This window comes from Streptomyces sp. MI02-7b (genome assembly GCF_033793585.1).
In the GTDB taxonomy this organism is placed as follows: Bacteria; Actinomycetota; Actinomycetes; order Streptomycetales; family Streptomycetaceae; genus Actinacidiphila.
In genome coordinates this window covers 70,491-92,518 of record NZ_JARAWX010000028.1, presented here as the reverse complement: position 1 = coordinate 92,518, position 22,028 = coordinate 70,491, and the positions used below count along the sequence as shown (strand labels likewise).

Genomic DNA, 22,028 nt, shown 5'->3' with positions numbered 1-22,028 from the left:
CCTAAGGTTGGGCCCGGGGGCTTGGATCGAGCCGGTGCCTTGTCCAATCTAACAAACGATCCGCGATTGTCATTCCGTACGCGGCATTCGATGTGACGGCGGCGCGGCGGACCCGGCTGCGAACCGGGTGCGAATCCGCGGCTGCTCGACGCCTTCCGGTGCGCCGGCCGCCACCGCCGTACCGGGAACGGTCCGCCTGGCGGTCGATGGCACGAAGGTGTTCGTCCCTCCCGGGTTCCGGTCAGTGGGGGGACGCGGCGCCGAAGGGTGCGCCCGCCGAGTCGGGGGCGAGGGCGAGCCGCGGGCGGTGCCGAACCCGGCGAACACTAAGCACACAAGCTTCCCCGGGCTCCGCGCGTGCCCCAGCGTTGCGTTGCGAGGCCCCCGGTTTACCCATACCCGTGGGTAGGTGGCAGCATCGAGGGCGCACAGCAAGCGACAGCGGAGGAACAGCGGCCATGGCAACGGCGCCGAGCGTCTCGTACTCAATCACGGTGCGGCTGGAGGTGCCCGCGAGCGGTTCCGCGGTCAGCCAGCTCACCACGGCCGTCGAAGCATCCGGCGGCGCTGTCCACGGCCTGGACGTCACCGCGTCGGGCCACGAGACCCTGCGGATCGATGTGACGATCGCCGCCACGTCCACCGCGCACGCGGACGAGATCGTGGCGAAGCTGCGCGAGATCGACGGCGTGGCGATCGGCAAGGTGTCCGACCGTACGTTCCTGATGCACCTCGGCGGCAAGATCGAGATGGCGTCCAAGCACCCCATCCGCAACCGTGACGACCTGTCGATGATCTACACGCCCGGCGTGGCCCGGGTCTGCATGGCGATCGCCGCGAACCCCGAGGACGCCCGCCGTCTGACGATCAAGCGCAACAGCGTCGCCGTGGTCACCGACGGCTCCGCCGTGCTGGGCCTGGGCAACATCGGCCCCAAGGCCGCGCTGCCGGTCATGGAGGGCAAGGCGGCCCTCTTCAAGCGCTTCGCCGGCATCGACGCGTGGCCGCTGTGCCTGGACACCCAGGACACGGACGCCATCGTGGAGATCGTCAAGGCGATCGCCCCCGGCTTCGCCGGCATCAACCTGGAGGACATCTCCGCGCCCCGCTGCTTCGAGATCGAGGCGCGGCTGCGCGAGGCCCTGGACATCCCGGTCTTCCACGACGACCAGCACGGCACCGCCATCGTGGTGCTCGCCGCGCTGACGAACGCGCTGCGCGTGGTCGGCAAGCAGGTCGGCGATGTGCGGGTCGTGATGTCCGGCGCGGGCGCCGCCGGCACCGCCATCCTCAAGCTGCTGCTGGCGGCGGGCGTGAAGCACGCGGTGGTCGCCGACATCCACGGCGTGGTGCACAGCGACCGCGAGGACCTGGTCGGCGCGGGCCCGGAGTCCGCGCTGCGGTGGATCGCCGACAACACCAACCCCGAGGAGATCACGGGGACGCTGAAGGAGGCCGTGCGCGGAGCCGACGTCTTCATCGGCGTGTCGGCGCCCAACGTCCTCGGCGCCGAGGACGTGGCGGCGATGGCCGAGGACGCGATCGTCTTCGCGCTGGCCAACCCCGACCCCGAGGTCGACCCGGGCCTGGCCCGGGAGACCGCCGCGGTGGTCGCCACGGGCCGCAGCGACTTCCCCAACCAGATCAACAACGTCCTGGTCTTCCCCGGCGTCTTCCGCGGCCTGCTGGACGCGCAGAGCCGCACGGTGAACACCGAGATGATGCTCGCGGCGGCCGCGGCCCTCGCCGACGTGGTCACCGAGGACGAACTCAACCCGAACTACATCATTCCGAGCGTCTTCAACGACAAGGTGGCCGGGGCCGTCGCGGGCGCCGTCCGCGAGGCGGCCAAGGCACAGGGCCTCACCGCGACCTCGTGACGACGCAGCGTCATCGGGCCGTATGAGAGACGCTTTTTGTGTGACTCTCCCGGGTGCCGGATTGGCGTTTCCCCCAGAAATGGGGGCAGGATGCGTACCTGGGCGGTGAGGGCCGCACCGCAGAAGCGCTAACAGCGACTTCAATGCGCCTTCCCCGACGGTCGACGTTGGGGGATTCCATGCAAGGAGAACTAGATGAACCGCAGTGAGCTGGTGGCCGCGCTGTCCGAGCGCGCCGAGGTGACCCGCAAGGACGCCGACGCCGTTCTGGCCGCGTTTGCCGAGGTCGTCGGCGAGATCGTCGCCAAGGGCGACGAGAAGGTCACCATTCCCGGCTTCCTGACCTTCGAGCGCAGCCACCGTGCCGCTCGTACCGCGCGCAACCCGCAGACCGGGGACCCGATCCAGATCCCGGCCGGCTACAGCGTCAAGGTCTCCGCGGGCTCGAAGCTCAAGGAAGCCGCCAAGGGCAAGTAAGGCCTCAGGTGTGCGAAAGGGCGGCTCCCCGAATGGGGGGCCGCCCTTTCGCACACCTGTGTGGCAGGCCGCGGGGGCCGAGGGCCCCGGCGGATCAGCTCGCCGCGGGCAGCTCGACCTTGGCGCCGAGACTCTCCAGCTTCTCCATGAAGTTCTCGTAGCCGCGGTTGATCAGGTCGATGCCGTGCACCCGCGAGGTGCCCTGCGCCGCCAGGGCGGCGATCAGGTACGAGAAGCCGCCGCGCAGGTCCGGGATGACCAGGTCGGAGCCCTGGAGCTTCGTGGGGCCGCTGACGACCGCGGAGTGCAGGAAGTTGCGCTGGCCGAAGCGGCAGGGGGTGCCGCCCAGGCACTCGCGGTAGAGCTGGATGTGGGCACCCATCTGGTTCAGCGCCGAGGTGAAGCCGAGCCGGGACTCGTAGACCGTCTCGTGGACGATGGACAGGCCCGAGGCCTGCGTCAGCGCCACGACCAGCGGCTGCTGCCAGTCGGTCTGGAAGCCGGGGTGGACGTCGGTCTCCAGCGCGATGGCGTTCAGCGGGCCGCCGGGGTGCCAGAAGCGGATGCCCTTGTCGTCGACCTCGAAGGCGCCGCCGACCTTCCGGAAGACGTTCAGGAAGGTCATCATCTCGCGCTGGCTGGCGCCGCGGACGTAGATGTTGCCCTCGGTGGCCAGGGCCGCGCAGGCCCAGGAGGCGGCCTCCAGCCGGTCCGGCAGGGCACGGTGGTTGTAGCCGCCGAGCTTGTCCACGCCGGTGATGTGGATGGTCCGGTTGGTGCCCATCGTGATGATGGCGCCCATCTTCTGCAGGACGCAGATGAGGTCCTCGATCTCCGGCTCGATCGCGGCGTTGCTCAGCTCGGTGACGCCCTCGGCCAGCACGGCCGTCAGCAGCACCTGCTCGGTCGCGCCGACCGAAGGGTACGGGAGCTCGATCTTGCAGCCGCGCAGCCGCTGCGGGGCCTCCAGGTACTGGCCCTCGGGGCGCTTCTCGATGACCGCGCCGAACTTGCGCAGCACGTCGAAGTGGAAGTCGATCGGCCGGCCGCCGATGTCGCAGCCGCCCAGGCCCGGGATGAAGGCATGCCCCAGACGGTGCAGCAGCGGGCCGCAGAACAGGATCGGGATGCGCGAGGAGCCCGCGTGCGCGTCGATGTCGGCGACGTTGGCGCTCTCGACCTTGGACGGGTCGAGCACCAGCTCGCCGGACTCCTCGCCCTCCTGCACCGTCACTCCGTGCAGCTGGAGCAGGCCCCGCACCACGCGCACGTCGCGGATGGAGGGCACGTTGCGCAGCCGGCTCGGCTCGCTGCCGAGCAGGGCGGCCACCATCGCCTTGGGTACGAGGTTCTTCGCGCCGCGCACATGGATTTCACCCTCCAGCGGGGTGCCGCCGTGGACGAGCAGTACATCGTTAAGGCCGGTCATTGCTCTCGCGTTCCTGGAGAGGGGCAGAAAAGAGGCGGGGTCCCCGCAGGCACCAGAGGGAAATGGTAATCGGCCTTCCAGGCCCGCCGTCAGGGCTGAGAGGTCCCACACGTGTAAGGGATTCGCTACAGCACCCTGTGCGGTCGCGCGGTGCCGGAGGGTTGCGGAACGGCTGTCCCTGCCGCCCCAGGAGTAGCTGAAGCGCCGCATTGCCACCCCGCGCGGAGGCGTAATGCGGGATTATGTTGACCATGACCGAAGTGTCATCGCTCACCGGCAGGCTCCTCGTCGCGACGCCCGCCCTCGCGGACCCGAATTTCGACCGGGCGGTGGTGCTGCTCCTCGACCACGACGAGGAGGGCTCCCTGGGCGTGGTCCTGAACCGTCCCACGCCGGTCGGCGTCGGCGACGTACTGGAGCCGTGGGCGAATCTGGCCGGCTCCCCGCAGGTGGTCTTCCAGGGCGGCCCGGTCTCCCTGGACTCCGCGCTCGGCCTGGCGGTGGTCCCGGGGGAGCCCCGGGACGGCGAGGACGGCGAGCCGCTGGGCTGGCGCCGGGTCTTCGGCGCGATCGGCCTGGTGGACCTGGAGGCGCCGCCGGAACTGCTCGCGGCCGAGCTGGGTTCGCTGCGGATCTTCGCCGGGTACGCCGGATGGGGGCCCGGCCAATTGGAGGACGAGCTCGTCGAGGGCGCCTGGTACGTGGTGGAGTCCGAGCCCGGGGACGTGTTCTCGCCCGATCCCGAGCAGCTGTGGCGTTCGGTGCTGCGGCGGCAGCGCAGTGAACTCGCGATGGTCGCCACGTACCCGGACGATCCGTCTCTCAATTAGGCTTGCGTGCCATGAGCACTCTTGAGCCCGAGCGCGGGGCGGGCACTGGCACCCTCGTCGAGCCGACCCCGCAGGTGTCGCACGGCGATGGCGACCACGAGCGCTTCGCGCACTACGTGCAGAAGGACAAGATCATGGAGAGCGCGCTCTCCGGATCGCCGGTGGTCGCGCTGTGCGGCAAGGTCTGGGTTCCCGGCCGCGACCCGAAGAAGTACCCGGTGTGTCCCATGTGCAAGGAGATCTTCGAGTCCATGCCCGCCGGCGGTGGCGGCGACAAGGACAAGAGCGGCAAGAAGTAGCCGCGGGCCCGGACAGGCGCGGCCGCCGCAACCGGGCGGTCGCGCCTTTCGTGATGCCCGCGTGCGGGCCGGCGCGGCACGGGGTCGGGGCGGCACCGGGACCGCGGGTAGCGCGGGCGCCAAGATGGCGTGAATGGTCTATGCCAATCGTGCCCCGCCCGGCAGGATGAGCGCCATGGATCTCATCCCGGCGCCCGTGGAGGCGCACCGGCACGCCGACATCGGTCACTTCGAGCTGCGCCCCGGCACGACGCTGACCGCGGACCCCGAGGCCGGGGGGACCGCCCGCTGGCTGCGGTCCGTCCTCGGCGCGGCGACCGGCTTCGCGCTGCTGCCCGGCGACGGCGGGGGCGACGGATCGATCACCCTGCGCCTGGACCCCGAGGTCACCGCGGAGCTCGGCGCCGAGGGCTACCGGCTGTCGGTGGCCCCCGGGCAGGGGGTCCGCATCGACGGCGGAGGGCCCTCGGGGCTGTTCTGGGGCGCGCAGACGCTGCGCCAGCTGCTGGGGCCCGAGGCGTACCGCAGGGCGCCGCTGCCGGGCCGGTCCTGGCGCCTGCCGTACTGCGACATCGCCGACGCCCCCCGCTTCGCGTGGCGCGGGGTGCTGCTGGACGTCGCGCGGCACTTCATGCCCAAGGACGTCGTCCTGCGCTACGTCGACCTGCTGGCGGCGCACAAACTCAACGTCCTGCACCTGCACCTGACCGACGACCAGGGATGGCGGGTGGAGATCCGCCGCCGGCCCAGGCTCACCGAGGTCGGCGCCTGGCGCACCCGCACCAAGGTGGGCCTGCGCGAGTCGCCGCTGTGGGACGAGCGCCCGCACGGCGGCTTCTACACCCACGACGACATCCGCGAGATCGTCGCGTACGCCGCCGAGCGGCACGTCACCGTCGTCCCCGAGATCGACATCCCCGGCCACTCGCAGGCGGCCATCGCCGCCTACCCCGAACTCGGCGTCACCGACGTCGTCGACACCACCGCCCTGCCGGTGCTGACCGGTTGGGGCATCAATCCGAACGTCCTGGCCCCGGTCGAGGGCACCCTGCGCTTCTACGAGGACGTGCTGACCGAGGTCCTGGCGCTCTTCCCGTCGACCTTCGTGCACATCGGCGGCGACGAGTGCCCCAAGGACCAGTGGAAGGCCTCGGCCGTGGTCCAGGCCCGGATCAAGGAGCTCGGGCTGCGCGACGAGGACGAACTGCAGAGCTGGTTCGTCCGGCACTTCGACCGCTGGCTGGCCGACCGCGGCCGTCGCCTGATCGGCTGGGACGAGATCCTGGAGGGCGGCGCCCGGGGCGGTGGACGCGGGCCGTCCCCGGCCGGGGACGACACGACGGAGTACGGCCTCACGCCGGGCGCGGCGGTGTCCTCCTGGCGCGGCTACGAGGGCGGGATCGCGGCCGCCCGCGCGGGCCACGACGTCGTGATGTGCCCGGAGTCACAGGTCTACCTGGACTGGCGGCAGGCCGCGGGCGACGACGAGCCGGTGCCGATCGCGCACGTCCGCACCCTGGAGGACGTCTACCGCTTCGAGCCGGTACCGGACAGCCTGGGCCCGCGCGAGGCCGCGCACGTGATCGGCGCGCAGGCCAACATCTGGACCGAGACGATGGACACGGTCCGGGCGGTGGACTACATGGCCTTCCCGCGGCTGGCCGCGTTCGCCGAGACCGCGTGGAGTCCGCTGCCCGCACCCGCCGAGCGGGACGTCGAGGGCTTCGTCGCGCGAATGGGCACCCACTACGGGCGACTTGACGCACTGGGGGTCGAATACCGGCCGCCGGGCGGCCCGCTGCCGTGGCAGCGGCGTCCCGGAGTCGTCGGACGCCCGATCGAGGGTCCGCCCCCGATCGTGTGAGCCGGGCCACAACCGTCGGCCCCGGCAAGCCCGGGGCTGGCAGGGTGGGTTGGTCAATCATCGCAAGACCCGTGAAGGATGCCGTTTCCCCCGCAGGATGGAGAAGGGTGCAAAGCGGACGGATTGCCATCCGGAGGGCGGGCTCTCCTTTGCGACCCTCGCGTTGATCACCCCGGAAGATGTGCCAGAGTTGCCACGTCCGGGCTGTCAGCACGTACCGTACGGCTACCGCACCGCGGACAGCCGGGGAAGGGGCAGCTGCGTGAGCACGTACGCACGGCAGGCAACGCGCAATGTCGCGTTGCCGTCCTCGCTCGACGAGGCCGTGGCGGCCTTGGCCGCCACGCCCGCCGCCGTGCCCGTCGCCGGAGGCACCGACCTCATGGCGGCCGTGAACGCCGGGCTGCTGCGCCCCGCGGGACTCGTCGGCCTCGGGCGGATCAGCGAGATCCGCGGCTGGCAGTACGCGGACGGCGCCGCGCTCCTCGGCGCCGGCCTCACCCACGCCCGCATGGGCCGCCCGGACTTCGCCGCGCTCATCCCCGCCCTGGCCGCCGCCTCCCGCGCGGCCGGACCCCCGCAGATCCGCAACGCCGGCACGCTCGGCGGCAACATCGCCGGCGCCGCACCCGCCGGCGACTCGCTGCCCGTGCTGGCCGCGCTGGAGGCCTCGGTCGTCGTCGCCGGTCCCGAGGGCAACCGCGAACTGCCCGTCAGCCACCTGCTCACCGGCATGGACCCGCTGCGGCCCGGCGAGCTCCTGGCGTACGTACGGGTCCCGCTGCTGCACGCGCCGCAGACCTTCCTCAAGGCCACCGGCCGCACCGGGCCCGGCCGCGCGATCGCCTCCGTCGCCGTCGTCCTCGACCCGGCCCGCCGGGGCGTACGCTGCGCGGTGGGAGCTGTCGCACCGGTGCCGCTGCGGCCGCTCGAAGCCGAACGCTGGGTCGCCGGGCTGATCGACTGGGACGGCGAGCGGACGCTGGCGCCCGAAGCCCTCACGGCCTTCGGCGAGTACACCGCCGCCGCCTGCATCCCCGACCCCCTGCCGGCCCCGGACGGGACCCCGGCCCCCGAACTGCCCGCCGCCGCCCTCCAGCTGCGGCGTACGGTGGCCGCACTGGCCCGCCGTGCGCTGGGGAGGGCACTGGCATGAGCGACGAGTACGACGACAGGACATCGGACGGGCGTATGACCGACCAGCCCCCCCTGGGGACCGCCGGCCCGGAGGCCGGGGGATTCGCCCCCGGGCACGGTGTGTGGCAGCCCGTGCCCCACGGCGAGTACGACGCCGACCAGACCATGCACGTCTCCTTCGCCGCCCAGCTGTCCATGGCCGAACCCGGGGCCGACCCGCTCGCCGCCCCAGGCCACGGCTACGCTCCGCAGCCCCCGCAGGGCCCCGCCGACATCCCCGTCACGGTGGGCACCGCGGGACCCGCCGCGCCGGCGCCGGGCGACGACCCGGCGACCACCTGGGCCATCCCCGTGGTGCGCGAGGAACGCCCCGACGAGACCGCAGACGCGGGCGACTCGGGCGAGTACTCGGTGGGGGCCTTCGCCTCCGCCCCCGAGCCCGCCCCCTGGTCGCCCGGAGCCGCCCCGCAGGCACCGCCGCCGCGCTCCGAGGGCTGGTCCCTGCCGCCCGACGCCACCGGCCAGTGGAAGCTGCCGCTCGCCCCGGACGGCACCGCGGAGGAGTCCGGCGAGTACCGGCTGCCCGACACCGCGCCCACCCCGCCCGCGGCCGCGGAGCCCGTTCCCCACGAGGAGCCCGGGGACCCCGGCACCGACGACGCCGGGGCCGAACCCGGGACCGGCGGGGCCGGCGAGTCCGGCGACCCGCACAGCGAGCACCCGCTGGCCTCCTACGTCCTCAACGTCAACGGCACCGACCGCCCCGTCACCGACGCGTGGCTCGGCGAGTCCCTGCTCTACGTCCTGCGCGAGCGGCTGGGCCTGGCCGGCGCCAAGGACGGCTGCGAGCAGGGCGAGTGCGGCGCCTGCTCGGTCAAGGTCGACGGCCGGCTCGTCGCCTCCTGCCTGGTGCCCGCGGCGACCGCCGCGGGCTCCGACGTCCGCACCGTCGAGGGGCTGTCCGTCGACGGCCGGCCCTCGGACGTGCAGCGGGCGCTCGCCGAGTGCGGGGCCGTGCAGTGCGGCTTCTGCATCCCGGGCATGGCGATGACCGTGCACGACCTGCTGGAGGGCAACCACCGCCCCAGCGAGCTGGAGACCCGGCAGGCCATCAGCGGCAACCTCTGCCGCTGCAGCGGCTACCAGGGGGTCCTGGAGGCAGTCCGCACGGTCGTCGCGGAGCGCGACGAGGCCGCGGAGGCGGCCGACGGCGCCGACGGCGAACCGGCCGCGGAGTCCGCCCGCGTCCCGCACCCGCGCCCCTCCACCGGAGGCCCGGCGTGACCCCGCACAGCCACCGCACCCCGCACCCCCTCACCCCTCGCGGCAGCGAAAGGTACGCGCGATGACGGGCCCCGACGCCGCGACGGCCACTCCGGCCATGGGCACCTCGGCGGCCGCCGCCGAGACGCCCGCCGACGCGCACCCCCACGGCATCGGCGCGTCCCTGGCCGCCGCCGACGCGACCGCCAAGACCCAGGGCACCTACCCGTACGCGGCCGACCTGTGGGCCGAGGGCCTGCTGTGGGCGGCCGTGCTGCGCTCCCCGCACCCGCACGCGCGCATCGTCTCCATCGACACCGCGGAGGCCGTCGCGATGCCCGGCGTGCGGGCCGTGGTGACCCACCAGGACGTGCCCGGCGACGCCATGCACGGCCGCCGTGTCGCCGACCGTCCGGTCTTCGCCAAGGACACCGTCCGGCACCACGGCGAGGCCATCGCCGCCGTGGCCGCCGACCACCCCGACACCGCCCGGCTGGCCGCCGCCGCCATCCAGGTCGAGTACGAGGTCCTGGAACCCGTCATCGACCCCGAACGGGCCTTCTCGGCGCCCCCGCTGCACCCCGACGGCAACCTGATCCGGCACATCCCGCTGCAGTTCGGCGACCCGGACGCGGTCGGCGAGGTCATCGTCGAGGGCCTGTACCGGGTGGGCCGCCAGGACCCCGCCCCGATCGGCGCCGAGGCCGGCCTCGCCGTGCCCCGCCCCGACGGCGGCGTCGAGCTGTACGTCGCCTCCACCGACCCGCACACCGACCGCGACCTGGCCGCCGCATGCTTCGGCCTGGAGCAGGACCGGGTGAAGGTCGTGGTCACCGGCGTGCCCGGCGCGATGGGTGACCGCGAGGACTCCGGCGTGCAGATCCCGCTCGGGCTGCTGGCGCTGAAGACCGGCTGCCCGGTGAAGTTCGTGGCCACCCGTGAGGAGTCCTTCCTCAGCCACAGCCACCGCCACCCCACGCTGCTGCGCTACCGCCACCACGCCGACTCCGAGGGCCGGCTGGTCAAGGTCGAGGCCCAGGTGCTGCTGGACGCGGGCGCGTACGCCGACACCTCCTCCGACGCCCTGGCCGCCGCGGTGGCCTTCGCCGCCGGCCCCTACGTCGTCCCGCACGTCTTCGTCGAGGGCTGGGCGGTGCGCACCAACAACCCGCCGTCGGGCCACGTACGGGGCGAGGGCGCGATGCAGGTCTGCGCGGCCTACGAGGGCCAGATGGACAAGCTCGCCGCCAGACTCGGCCTGGACCAGGCCGAGATCCGCATGCGCAACGTCATGGCCACCGGAGACCTGCTGCCCACCGGGCAGTCCGTCACCTGCCCGGCGCCCGTCGGCGAGCTGCTGAAGGCCGTCCGCGACGCCGACCTGCCGCCGCTGCCGGTGGACGACGACGAGTCGGAATGGCTGCTCCCCGGCGGCCTGGAGGGCGCCGGCGAACCGGGCGCCGTGCGCCGCGGCGTGGGCTACGCGCTGGGCATGGTGCACATGCTCGGCGCCGAGGGCACCGACGAGGTCTCCACCGCCACCGTGCGCGTGCACGACGGCGCCGCCACCGTCATCTGCGCCGCCGTCGACACCGGCCAGGGCTTCGCCACCCTGGCACGGCAGATCGTGCAGGAGGTCCTCGGCATCGAGGACGTCCGCGTCCTGCCCTCCGACACCGACCAGCCCCCGGCGGGCGCCGCCGCGCGCGGCCGGCACACCTGGGTCTCCGGCGGGGCCGTCGAACGCGCCGCCAAGATGGTGCGCACCCAGCTCCTCCAGCCGCTCGCCGGGAAGTTCGGCATGTCGGCGGAGCTGCTCTCCATCGCCGACGGCAAGATCACCTCGTACGACGGTGTGCTCTCCACCACCGTCGAGGAGGAGCTGGCAGGCAAGGAACTGTGGGCCACCGCACAGTGCCGTCCGCACCCCACCGACCGGCTCGACGAGACCGGCCAGGGCGACGCGTTCGTCGGCCTGGCGTTCTGCGCGGTGCGCGCGGTGGTCGACGTCGACATCGAACTCGGCGCGGTCCGGGTCGTGGAGATGGCCGTCGCACAGGACGTCGGCCGGGTCCTCAACCCCGCGCAGCTGCGGGCCCGCATCGAGGCCGGCGTCACCCAGGGCGTCGGCATGGCCCTCATGGAGGACCTGCGCGCCCCCCGCGGCATCGTCAAGCGGCCCAACCTCACCGGCTACACGCTTCCCACGGCCCTGGACGCCCCCGCGGTGCGCATCGTCAGCCTGGTCGAGGAACGCGACGTCCTCGCGCCCTTCGGCGCCAAGGCCGCCAGCGCCGTCCCGGTCGTCGTCTCCCCGGCCGCCGTGGCCTCCGCCGTCCGCGCCGCCACCGGCCGCCCGGTCAGCCGCCTGCCGATCCGCCCCCAGCACGCGGTGGTCCGGCCCCAGGCGTGACCTGCCGCGTGCGGGAGACTGCCGCGCCGTCCCGCCGGCCGCGGGAGAGAACGAGACCGCGGACCGACTCGGCGCCGGCGCGGCGCCTGCCCTCCCGGCAGTTCCCGACGGCGCTGTCCCCGTCGCAGCACACACATGTCCGAGCCGTGCAACCCTTGCCCCCCCTCGCGAGTCTTGGCGCTGTACGTCTTTACCTGCCTATGACGAAAGGCCCCCGTGCAGCACAAGAGATCCGTCGCCGCCCTGGTCGGCGGCGCCCTTTCCCTCCTCGCCGCCGGCGGTCTGGTGACCGTCGCCCCGCAGGCTTCGGCCGCCGACGCCGCGTGTTCGACGAACGTCTACAAGCGCACGTTCTACAAGAACACCGCGCTCTCCGGCTCCCCCGCGCGGACGGACTGCGACAGCGCCGTCAGCGAGAGCTGGTCCGGCAGCCCGGCCGCCGGACTGCCGTCGAACAACTTCGGCGTCCGCTGGTCGGTGACGCGTGACTTCGGCTCAGGCGGGCCCTTCACGTTCACCGCGTCCGCCACCGACGGCGTCCGTGTCTACCTGGACGGCGTGCGGAAGATCGACCTGTGGAAGGGCACCGGCGACACCGCCCGCTCCAAGGGCGTCAACCTCACGGTGCCCTCGGGCAAGCACACCCTGCGCGTCGACTATGCGAACTGGACCGGCGCCGCCAAGGTCAAGTTCACCTACGCGCCCCGTACGTCGGCGACGTACGACAGGACGAAGCCGCTTGCCCCCACCGGCGTGAAGACCGTGTACAACACCAAGACCCGCAAGACCACCGTCTCCTGGGCCGCCAACAAGGAGATGGATCTGGCGAATTACTCCCTCTACCGGCGGCCCGTCACCTCCACCGCCTGGACGAGGGTCAGCACGACCACCGCCCGCAGCTGCACCGACCCCCTCGTCAACCCCGACGACCGCACCGCCTACTACTACGAGGTGCGCGCCAAGGACAAGGCGGGCAACACCTCCTCGGGCAGTGCGGACACCATCGTCCGCCCGCTGCCCGTGGTGTCCTCCCTGACCGGTACGTACAGCAGCGCGACCGGCAAGGTCACCCTGAAGTGGCCGCTCAACACCGAGCCGCAGTTCAACCACTACACGGTCCTGAGCTACGACGAGGGGGCGGACGGCTACACCAGGTGGGTCCGGATCGGCACCACCACGGAGAACACCTGGACCACCGGTCCCGTCGTGGCCGACGGTGAGTGGCGCTACTACCGCGTCCTCGTCACCAACGACGGCGGTACCACTACTTACGGTGAGGGCTCCTACATGCTCGACGCCAACGCCACCAACGAGCTCTGGCTCCCCATCCCCGACGGCATCGCTCCGCAGCGGGCTCCCGAGCTGTCCCTGAGCGCCTGCGCGGGCGGCGTCCGCGCGACCGCGACCGACTACACGCCGGCTCCGATCCGCGACTTCGACGGGTTCGAGATCGAGCGCCGGACGGCCGGGACGAGCGACTGGTCGGTGGTCCTGCACTCGGGGTACGACCCGCGCTCCGGCTACGCCACCGCCGGCGTCTGCGACACCCTGACCGCCGGCAGCACCTACGAGTACCGGGCCCGCTCCTATGACGCGGCCGGCAACTACTCGCCCGCCGGCGACATCCGGACGTTCACGCCGGCTGCCGGCTGACGGCCGGCGGACCTGAGGTCGGTAGGTACGGGTGGCACCCCACGGGGGTGCCACCCGTACGTCCGCCGGTCTGTGGAGGCCGTGGCGGGAATCGAACCCACGTAACTCGATTTGCAGGTTTGTCCACGCTGGTCAGAGCATGCTTCGGGTCCGTCCGCTGAGGTTCGTTCCCGTACGTAGTCGTGAGTGGCTGAGCTGCTCGAACGTCCCTGGACAGCTGCGTCTTGCGATGAATGAGACGGAAACTGAGACGGCATTCAACGCCGTGCGATGCTCACCTACTCCCCAGCTAGGGGCACTCCTGGGTTCGGTAATCCCGTCCGCTCACATATTCGACCCGCAGCCCAGAGTCCTCTCGTACGACGTACAGGGTGCCGTTCCACGGCGCCCAGTGGCGAGGTACGAGGAACAGACGGTCGCCCGAGACGTAGAAGAGTCGCAGTCCTGCGTATCGGAAGCGGTAGGGGCTGTCCTTGACCGCGACTGCCGAGGCGCAGCTACCGCCGCCCCGGATGAGTAGGTCCTGACGACTGAAGACCACGACCGCCGGGAACCCATCGTCGACCGTGGCGGCCGTCTCGGCGGCCCGGCCGCGGCCGACGATCCCGGCGTACGCGTACACCGCCCAGAACAGCGCGACCACCGCGACCAGCAGGGCCGGAGCCCACATCAGCACCGCCCGCGGGCGTCCCGCCGTGCCCATCGATGCGTCCTGGCCGCGGCGCCGCCGTGTGCGGGCGTATGCGGTGAGCAGCGCCCCGACGAGTGCCGCAAGCGGCAGGAGCAGATCGAAAAGGGCGGGCACGAATTGCGAGAACGGCACAAGCAGCACTGCTGGCACCCATGCGTGGCGCATCAGCCGCAGCGCCCGCTCACCCCGTTCGGGATCGTGCCGCAGCCACTCGTGTCCGGCCATCGCCGCGAGGGAAGCCGCGGCCAGAGTCAGCACGGGAAGATACAGCGCGTCCACACTGCGGAGTAGGTAGTCGGCGGTGGAGAAGTGAAAGAGGGTGTCCTGCAGCCCCAGAGCCCGGGTCTCCGCGTCGGTGCTTGCCCAGCCGAAGTAGAACAGCACGGCGGTGAAGAGCGACAACAAGGAACCAGCAGTGCCGATGACTTCGCCCCACTTCGGCGCGGTTGGCGCCTCGGGCGCTCCGCCGGGCGACCGTGGGTCTGGGGGTGAGGGCGTGCCGGGCGGTGACGGATCGTCTGGTCCGGGCGCGGGATCGCCGGAGGGGCCAGACGCCGGGTCGGCGGACGGCGGTGGCTGAGGGACGCCGGCAGGTCCGGGTACGGTGTCCGCTCTTCGGGGCTGGGGGGCGGCCGGGCGCCGACGTCGCCCGATTGCCGCGCGCAGATGCCGGGCGCGGGTGCGCGCTGGCCCCATGCGTGCCAGGCGCGGTCTGCGCGGTCCGCCATGCCTGGTCACCGGGCCACCGCGAAGGCGGGTGCCTTAAGGGTGCCCGCCAGGCCGGAGGGCGCGAGGGTCTGGGGGACCGACGCGGGGTCCAGGATGGTCAGGGCGTCCGGTGCCGTGATCTCAGTTTTCATGTACCTGACGGTGACGTCGAAGGTCTGCGGATACGAGTCCAGCCCCTCGGGGGCCAGGAAGGTCACGGTGATCCGGTCACCGGACCACTCCAGCGTCTGGATGGCGGGGGAAAGGTCATGGTCCAGCAGAATCTCGCCGTTCGTCCTCAGTGAGGTCGGATAGAAGAAGGCGCCGTGCAATTCGAGCCGGACAGTCGCACCCGGGTAGGCCTGCGAGCTGCCGCCCGCGTCCACGCTTTCGATCGCGAAGTCACACGCGGCTGCACCTCCGTCGGAGGTCCGAGGCCGCACGGTGACGCCGGGGTGGGCGCGGTGAAAGGCGAGCAGTCGACCTAGGGCGTCATAGGCCGCGAGAAACTTGCAGCCGTTGAGCCGACCGGTGAGTGCCGCGTAGTCCTCGGCTGCCAAGTGCCAGCCACCGAAGCCCTGAATCGCCAGACAGGCATGGGCAAGTCCACGCAGCACCATCCAGTTTGGGGGCAGACTCTCCTCCTGGGGAATGGCGTTCAGCCCGTCGCTGCACCGCTCGGGAGTACGCAGTTCGTCGTAGACGCTTTCGGGCATGATTGCCTGATTGGTGTTGGGCGAGCGCGGGCCGAGCGGCAGCCAGGCGGGCCCCTCGATGTGTCCCCCACCCTTCCCGTGCCGGGAGCCACCGGAGCTTGCGGATGACCCGGCGGACGTGGACCCCGAGCCGGACGCCGAGGGTCCGGAGGAGCCGACGTCCGACGGCTGCCACGTGGGCAGTTGGCTATCGGAGTCGCCTGCGTCCAAGCTTCCCGGCGCCCCGCCGCCAGGGACGGCGGCGGGGTCACTGTCCGAGTCGCAGCCAGTTGTCATGACCGTCAACGCTGCCGCAAGGAGCAGTCCACCGACGCGCACCCCGAGTGAGACCGCCATACTCTCCCCCCGTCGAGACCGGCCCCCGGCGCAGCGATGTCCCCGCGAAGGCCGCCCCCGGCGCCCAGAGACACCGCCCCCATGATGGAACTCCGCGAGCGGCGATGGAAGGTGGCGGTTTCTGATCATTTCGGACGGAGGGAACGACCGCCCGCAGTGAACCATGACGACGCCGGCACCTCGGAGTTCGAGATAGGCCGCCTCGTCAGGGGTCCGAGGAGGAGCTCCTTACGGCGGTGCGGCAGTCCGAGTTCGTCCACAGCCAGACGCCGCGATCGGCTGCCAGTCGTGTGTGGGGCGTCGTTGTGGCCCGAGATTGCCCTTTGCCGACGCACAGACGGCCCCGCTCCCCTCCTCGAACCCACCCCTGGCCCTCGACGTACTCGCCATCCGCGAACGCATCAAACGCTGAGCACCGCCACCGCTTTGCAGGTTTGTCCGGGCTGGCCACGGACCGTTTGGAGCCGTTCATCTCGGTACGCCAGGGGGCGCCTGCTCGGCGAGTTCGACCTCAGCGAACCGTCGGGAACCGGGCTGGACTGAGAGGAACGAGACGGAAACTGAGACGGAGCAGAGCCAGGAGTTGCCGGCTGACACAAGGGTCGTGGGATTCTGAGGCGTCCGCGAACGAAGTGGTCGCGTGGGAGGGGCGCTATGGATGCTGGAACTTCGGCTGTGCTTGCAGGCGGTATTGCTGGGGCCGTGTCGCTGGGCGGCACATGGATCACATATCGGCAGGCCAAGAGACAGACGAAATCAGAGGCTCAGCTACAGCTCCGCGAGCCCCGGAAACGAACGTACAGCGACTTCCTGTTGGCTTGCCGTGAGGCCCTCAATGCGCTTGCCGACCTCTGGGAGGAGGAGACGCAAGAGGCCGACGGGGGGCGTATTGAGTACACGATCGACCAGCACCGCTCTGTGTTGCAACGGGCCCTCGCGGCGGTGAGCCTGGAAGGTCCCGAGGTGGTAAGTGAGGCTGCGAACAAGACCGTGGAAGCCTTCAGCGACCTGCACCATCAAGCCTTCGTCTGGAATGCCAGTGGTGGAGACGTACACGACGACGGTCGCCCCGTCGGCTTCGGTAATGACTATACCCACGACATCAGGGTGGCACTGGACCACTACCTGAAGGAAGCGCGAAAGTCCCTGGCCACATCCGCAGACGGGTAAGGCGATGCGGTCGCCAATGGGTATCGCTGGTCGCTGCTCGTCACGCTTCCACGGCTCAGGACGCTAGTCGAGCAAGGTTGATCGCTCACGTACCCGATCGTCCAACTTCCCTGCCGCCAGATCCCGCAGCGCAGATGCATAGCCAGCCATGACCGCATCGTGCACGAGGTCATGCAAGTCGACGGGGATTACTTCGTACACGCTGGAGCAGAGGTTCTGGGCTGCCTCGTGGGCAGAGCTGTAGTCCACGTCCCGGATCGCGGCTTCCAGGCCGCTCCTGAGGCGGAGCCGTTCTTCCTTGTGGTTAGAGCTCATAGCGATCGCGATACCCGTCGGACTGGCTAGGCAACCGCCCGACCGGCCCCCGCTGGGCTTCTTCTTGCTGAACATGGTGCTCGCTACTGCCGGCGACCGGCGTAGCCGGGAACTGAGGCGGTGCGAGCCAACCCCTGACGAGACCTGCGGCCGCGCGAGGATGGGCCCAAGCCACATGTTGTCGTGCCAGGCTTCCATCTGCCGTCGGAAGGTGCTGCTCCGGATGATGCACTGCACGGTCGAAGTGACACGCACTCGGGGTCTCCGGCGTCGGTTCCGGCTGGCCAGCCTGCTTAAGAGTTCTGGTTGCTCCGTCATCTGAGGCGTGGGGGTGGCGTCGCAGGTCTTGGAGTGTTCAAGTGCCAAGCCGCCTACCTCTGTTGCAGTACGCCCGACGGCCAGGTTGAGCATGCCACCTTGCCCACTGGGCCTCTCGTCGCCAAGATGGCTGTTGACGATTCACATAGGTATATCGCACGAGGGGGGCCTCGCAGATGGCTGTGAATAGTAACGATCAACGCCTGCTCGACCGCGTCCTTGAGGACAAGAGGCGCCTGCTTGCTCCGAATCAAAAAATGGACGACTTTTTTAACTACTTCGCGGCGAGTGCGGCTCTACAGGATTTTGATCTGGATATTGATGAACTTCGTGATGGGATAGTCGACGGATCTCATGACTGCGGCGTCGATGGCCTCTGGGTTTTCGTTGACGATCGGTACATGTCTGCCAATATTGATCGCCACACGAACTTTCGAGGAAAGAAGATACAGCTCGTAATCCTGCAGGCTAAGACTTCGTCGGGGTATCAGGAGCAGGCTTTCGAAAAACTGCACTACCATCTCCCACTGCTTTTCGATATGGACCGCAACGCCAAGGAGCTCGCCGACGCGACAAACGCTAAACTGCTGGATCGCACCGGCAGGTTTCTCAATGTCCTGGAGGCCCTAGCCTCCTCCTTCCAAGAGATTTCGATCCGGGTCATATATGCCAGTCGTTCGGTGGATCCCCCGCACCCCAACGTTAAAGCGAAGGGGAACAGGCTTGCCCGGGAACTGGAGAAAGTCGCATCGCGAACCAAATGCCATGTAGAGTACCTGGGGGCGGCAGAGCTCAGGGAACTCTCGGGTCGCGGTGCATCAACTGTTATCGAAATGGCATTCATCGAGACGCCAATGAGTACATCGCTCGGCGAAGGTTATATTTGCTTGGTGCGCCTCGATGAGTACTATAACTTCATCACCTCTCCTAATGATGCGCTGCGCCTTGAGTTGTTCGAATCTAACGTACGCGATTATGCGGGACGCACCGCGGTCAACACTGCAATCGAGGGAACGCTGAAATCTAACCATCGAGAAGATTTCTGGTGGTTCAATAACGGCGTCACCATTGTTGCTGAAGAAGTCAGGATTGCCGGGAAGAAGGTTGTCGTCACCAACCCTCAGATCGTAAACGGGTTGCAGACGAGTCACGAGATCTTCAATCACTTCCAGAGTTCTGGCCACCATAATGACCGCTCAATACTCGTTCGGATTATAGTCCCGCCGTCCTCGGGGCGCGCAAGAGATGTCATCATTCGTGCGACCAACAGCCAGACTGAGCTTCCGCCGGGCGCGTTGCGTGCCACTGAGAAAATCCAGAAAGACCTTGAGGAAGCGCTCACCCGCTACGGATACCACTATGAGCGGAGGGCAAATTACTACAAGAATCTAGGCGTCTCGCTGGATCAAGTGGTCAGCATGTCGCGATTGGCTCGGGAATACACGGCTTTCGTTCTAGGGGAGCCGCATGCGTCCCTTAAGCATTCGGAAACATACCTTCTTGGGGACTCTCACTATGACAAGGTATTTTCGGGCGAAATTGATATCGATCTATACCGCCTAGTCCTAGATGTGCATAGGCGCATCAGTGAGTTTCTGGTGGATTATTCTCAGGATCGACCGTTGTTGGGCGACACGATCGAGAACTGGAGGTATCACATAGCGTACATGAGTAGCTTTACCCTTACTCGCTTGCGGAGGCCAACGCAGAAGGATCTCCTGAACATCAGAAGCGAGCACCTGACGGACGCCCTTCTGAGCGTGATGATAAACCTTCTAGATCGTGAATACCGTAGTGCCCTTAGGGGGAACAGGACTCAAGGGATTGACAAGGTAGCCCGCAGTGACGATTTCACCACCAAGCTGCGTCAAGCCACGATTGTGATGCGGCGCTTCAAAATTGAGCATTGATGCCACTTGCACTGAGGTGCCAGCGTCGGTAGCTCTCCCTTGCCTCTTCGGCCGTCGGCCTGTCGTGCCAAGCTAGAGGCGGGGCACGGATCGGTGCTCGCAGTGCGGAGAGAGGAAGCCACGTGTCGCAGGGCAGTCCGCGAGGTACTTACCTGGAGGTCTCGAAATCGCTACGCCACAAGATCGGTAAGGGCGAGATCACGGAAGCGTTGCCGTCCCAGTCTGCGCTCATGAGCCAGTACAGCGTGAGTCGCAGCACCATCGAACGGGCGCTCGCCGCGCTCAAGGCTGAAGGCATCATCGAATCGATGCAGGGTGCCGGGTGGTTCGTGGCAGGCAGCGGAGACCGCCGGCCGCTCGTGGAAAAGGTTACTGACCTGCTGAGGGCCGATGGACTCGGCGTTGGAGACCGCTTCCCCACTGAGAAGGAGTTGTGCGAGCGGTTCGGGGCATCCAGGACGGCAGTCCGCTCTGCCATCGCGCAGATGGAGGGGCAAGGACTCATCGGCAAGGCTGCCGCGAGAGGGCGGGAAGTACGTGCGTTGCCGGTCGGACGGGGGACTCAGACCGTATGACGACGACCGAACGAACCGAGTTCGACGCTAATGCGGCGAGCGCCATCCTCCGCCAGGCGTGCGAGGTCGCGGACGTTGACCCGGACGGAATCGAGATACTGCGGTTCGGCGACCACGTGGTGTTCCGCCTGGACGGCGGCCGTATCGTGTCCCGGGTCGGCCGGAGTCCTGATCGGCTTCCCTCCGTACGGAGAGAAGTGGCCGTAGCTGAATGGCTCGCGGCCGAGGGATACCCGGCGGCTCGACTCGTTACGGGGGCCGAACAGCCGGTCGTCGTTCAGGGCCATCCGGTAACGTTTTGGGCAGGTCTCGCCAACGGAGACACGTACGCGAGTACGGGTGAAATGGGTGTGCTGTTGCGGCGGCTTCACGACTTGAAGCCGCCGCCTTTTTTGCTCCCGCCCCTTCAGCCTTTTGACAAGGTCGCTCAGCGCTTGAAGCGTGCTGCCATTCCGGACGCCACGCGCGCGTTTCTCCGGTCCTTGGTCGATGATTTGGCGGCTGAGTACGACCGTCTCAGGTTTGCGTTTCCGGCGGGTCACCTGCACGGTGATTTCAACGTCGGCAACGTCCTGCGTGACGCCGACGGTCGTCCCAAGATCGTCGACCTGGACGGTTTCGTCACGGGCCCCCGAGAGTGGGACCTGATGCAGACCGCCATGTACTACGACAGCTTCGGTTGGCACACAGAATCTGAGTACGCCGATTTTGTCACCGGGTATGGGTTCGACGTGCGGGAATGGTCCGGGTACACCGTTCTCCGGAGCATCCGTGAACTGCTGATGATCACGTGGCTCTCGCAAAACGCCGGGACCAATCCGCGCGCGGCCGAGGAAGTTGAGAAGCGGGTCGAAAGCCTACGCTCGGGTGGCTCTCGCCGGGATTGGGCGCCTTTCTAGTGCCGCATCAGGCAACGTTTGCCCTGTCGACGAGCTCGCGGAGGCGCTCGTTGGCGGCGTTCTTGTTCCGCCAGATGATGTAGCGGCGGATCATGCTGCCCTGCTCTCTGTGGCTGGCGTGGTCGGTGCCGTCAAGGGTGAAGTAGCGCAGAGCGGTGAACTGGGCCTCGATGCGGTTGAGCCAGGAAGAGTTGGTCGGGGTGTAGGCGATCTCGACGTTGTTGGCCTCGGCCCAGTCCGCGACCCGGCGGCATCGCTTGGTGGTCAGGTGCGGGGAGTAGTTGTCGCACACGATGGCGATGCGCACGTCGGCGGTGTGGAGGCTGCGCAGGTAGCGGCAGAACTCCAGGAACTTCGAGCGGTTCTTGGTCTTCTTGATGTGACCGTAGAGCTTGTCCCCGCCCAGGTTGTAGGCGGCGAACAGGTGCCTCACCCCGTGTGGGCGGGTGTAGGTCGCCCGCCGCCTCGGCCTGGGCTCCCGCTCGGGGTCCTTGTGCTTACCGCTGCGTTCGGCCCACTGTCGCCCGGGGTGGGGTTGGAGGTTGAGCGGGCCGAACTCGTCCATGCAGAAGATGACTTCGGGTTCGCCAGGCTCGGGTATGACCTCGCCGTCGGCGATGGCGTAGAGGTGCTCAACCCGAGCTTTCTTGGCCTGGTAGTCGGGGTCGCGGGAGGTCTTCCAGGTCTTCACGCGTTGAAACGAGACGCCCTCCTCGCGGAGCAGGACCCGAAGGCCCTCATAGCTGATGTCGTCGACCACCCCCTCGGCGACCAGGAAGTCGACCAGCTTGACCAGGCTCCAGGTCGAGAACGGCAGACCGTGCTCGTCCGGCCTGGACTTGGCGATCTTCTTGATCTCACGACGTTCCGGGAGCGTGAACGTCTTGGGCCGACCTCCCTTGTACTTCGGGTAGAGGCACTCGAAGCCGTCGGCGTTGAAGTCGTGGATCACGTCCCGGACCCGGTCCGCGCTGGTGAACGTCACCTCGACGATCCTCGCCACGGACATGCCCTGGGCGGACAGCAGGACCATCTGGGCTCGCCGCCAGGTCACCACCGACCCCGTGCCCCGGCGCACAATCCGCAGCAGGCGCTTGCCTTCGTCGTCATCGATCTCGCGGACGCGTACTCGTTCTGCCACCTGC

Annotated in this window: 18 protein-coding genes; 13 read left to right on the top strand and 5 right to left on the bottom strand. The window is 69.1% G+C overall.

Going from position 1 to position 22,028, the window contains the following annotated elements; translation table 11 throughout:
* Positions 1–458: 458 nt before the first annotated feature.
* Positions 459–1,880 (top strand): NAD-dependent malic enzyme, encoded by a 1,422-nt coding sequence (locus tag PV364_RS34090; protein WP_319664523.1) that lies wholly within the window; start codon positions 459–461, stop codon positions 1,878–1,880.
* 195 nt (positions 1,881–2,075) lie between these two features.
* Entirely contained in the window at positions 2,076–2,357 is a 282-nt protein-coding gene (locus tag PV364_RS34085; RefSeq protein ID WP_018564081.1) for an HU family DNA-binding protein, read from the top strand.
* 94 nt (positions 2,358–2,451) lie between these two features.
* Here the strand turns inward: PV364_RS34085 and murA are convergent, their stop codons facing one another.
* Positions 2,452–3,786, bottom strand: coding sequence for a UDP-N-acetylglucosamine 1-carboxyvinyltransferase (murA, locus tag PV364_RS34080; RefSeq protein WP_319664521.1), 1,335 nt, complete (start codon positions 3,784–3,786; stop codon positions 2,452–2,454).
* A 251-nt stretch (positions 3,787–4,037) separates the two neighbouring features.
* Between murA and PV364_RS34075 the strand changes: the two genes are divergently transcribed.
* From PV364_RS34075 to PV364_RS34045, 7 genes are all read left to right on the top strand, one after another.
* Positions 4,038–4,616 carry a YqgE/AlgH family protein gene (locus tag PV364_RS34075; RefSeq protein ID WP_319664520.1) on the top strand — a complete coding sequence of 193 codons (579 nt, stop codon included), beginning with the start codon at positions 4,038–4,040 and terminating at the stop codon, positions 4,614–4,616.
* Between the two features lie 11 nt (positions 4,617–4,627).
* Positions 4,628–4,915 carry a DUF3039 domain-containing protein gene (locus PV364_RS34070; RefSeq protein WP_319664519.1) on the top strand — a complete coding sequence of 96 codons (288 nt, stop codon included), beginning with the start codon at positions 4,628–4,630 and terminating at the stop codon, positions 4,913–4,915.
* 175 nt (positions 4,916–5,090) lie between these two features.
* Complete coding sequence (locus PV364_RS34065; protein WP_319664518.1) at positions 5,091–6,779, top strand: beta-N-acetylhexosaminidase; 1,689 nt, start codon at positions 5,091–5,093, stop codon at positions 6,777–6,779.
* 262 nt (positions 6,780–7,041) lie between these two features.
* A complete protein-coding gene (locus tag PV364_RS34060; protein WP_319664517.1) occupies positions 7,042–7,935 on the top strand; it encodes an FAD binding domain-containing protein in 894 nt (297 codons plus the stop codon).
* Positions 7,932–9,200, top strand: coding sequence for a 2Fe-2S iron-sulfur cluster-binding protein (locus PV364_RS34055; RefSeq protein ID WP_415924639.1), 1,269 nt, complete (start codon positions 7,932–7,934; stop codon positions 9,198–9,200). The genes PV364_RS34060 and PV364_RS34055 overlap by 4 nt, the downstream gene beginning before the upstream one ends.
* A 61-nt stretch (positions 9,201–9,261) precedes the next feature.
* The gene (locus PV364_RS34050; protein WP_415924638.1) at positions 9,262–11,592 is read left to right on the top strand and encodes a xanthine dehydrogenase family protein molybdopterin-binding subunit; all 2,331 of its coding nucleotides are present in this window, start codon (positions 9,262–9,264) and stop codon (positions 11,590–11,592) included.
* A gap of 216 nt (positions 11,593–11,808) precedes the next feature.
* A complete protein-coding gene (locus PV364_RS34045) occupies positions 11,809–13,245 on the top strand; it encodes a PA14 domain-containing protein (RefSeq protein ID WP_319664516.1) in 1,437 nt (478 codons plus the stop codon).
* A gap of 289 nt (positions 13,246–13,534) precedes the next feature.
* Here the strand turns inward: PV364_RS34045 and PV364_RS34040 are convergent, their stop codons facing one another.
* Positions 13,535–14,338 (bottom strand): hypothetical protein, encoded by an 804-nt coding sequence (locus PV364_RS34040; protein WP_319664515.1) that lies wholly within the window; start codon positions 14,336–14,338, stop codon positions 13,535–13,537.
* A 332-nt stretch (positions 14,339–14,670) separates the two neighbouring features.
* Entirely contained in the window at positions 14,671–15,360 is a 690-nt protein-coding gene (locus PV364_RS34035) for a hypothetical protein (protein ID WP_319664513.1), read from the bottom strand.
* A gap of 990 nt (positions 15,361–16,350) precedes the next feature.
* On the opposite strand from PV364_RS34035, the gene PV364_RS34030 reads away from it, so the two are divergent.
* Positions 16,351–16,866 carry a hypothetical protein gene (locus PV364_RS34030; RefSeq protein ID WP_319664512.1) on the top strand — a complete coding sequence of 172 codons (516 nt, stop codon included), beginning with the start codon at positions 16,351–16,353 and terminating at the stop codon, positions 16,864–16,866.
* A gap of 63 nt (positions 16,867–16,929) precedes the next feature.
* Here PV364_RS34030 and PV364_RS34025 read toward each other — a convergent pair whose 3' ends face one another.
* Positions 16,930–17,256, bottom strand: a complete 327-nt coding sequence (locus PV364_RS34025) for a hypothetical protein (protein ID WP_319664511.1) — start codon at positions 17,254–17,256, stop codon at positions 16,930–16,932.
* Positions 17,257–17,675: 419 nt separating this feature from the next.
* Between PV364_RS34025 and PV364_RS34020 the strand changes: the two genes are divergently transcribed.
* The 3 genes from PV364_RS34020 to PV364_RS34010 all read left to right on the top strand — a co-directional run bounded on the left by PV364_RS34020 (position 17,676) and on the right by PV364_RS34010 (position 20,883).
* Positions 17,676–19,409 carry an AIPR family protein gene (locus PV364_RS34020; protein WP_319664509.1) on the top strand — a complete coding sequence of 578 codons (1,734 nt, stop codon included), beginning with the start codon at positions 17,676–17,678 and terminating at the stop codon, positions 19,407–19,409.
* 122 nt (positions 19,410–19,531) lie between these two features.
* Entirely contained in the window at positions 19,532–19,984 is a 453-nt protein-coding gene (locus PV364_RS34015) for a GntR family transcriptional regulator (protein ID WP_319664508.1), read from the top strand.
* A complete protein-coding gene (locus PV364_RS34010; RefSeq protein WP_319664507.1) occupies positions 19,981–20,883 on the top strand; it encodes an aminoglycoside phosphotransferase family protein in 903 nt (300 codons plus the stop codon). The genes PV364_RS34015 and PV364_RS34010 overlap by 4 nt, the downstream gene beginning before the upstream one ends.
* A 7-nt stretch (positions 20,884–20,890) precedes the next feature.
* On the opposite strand, the gene PV364_RS34005 is transcribed toward PV364_RS34010, so the two are convergent.
* On the bottom strand, positions 20,891–22,024 hold the full coding sequence (locus tag PV364_RS34005) for an IS630 family transposase (RefSeq protein WP_319664506.1): 1,134 nt from the start codon (positions 22,022–22,024) through the stop codon (positions 20,891–20,893).
* Positions 22,025–22,028 lie beyond the last annotated feature (4 nt).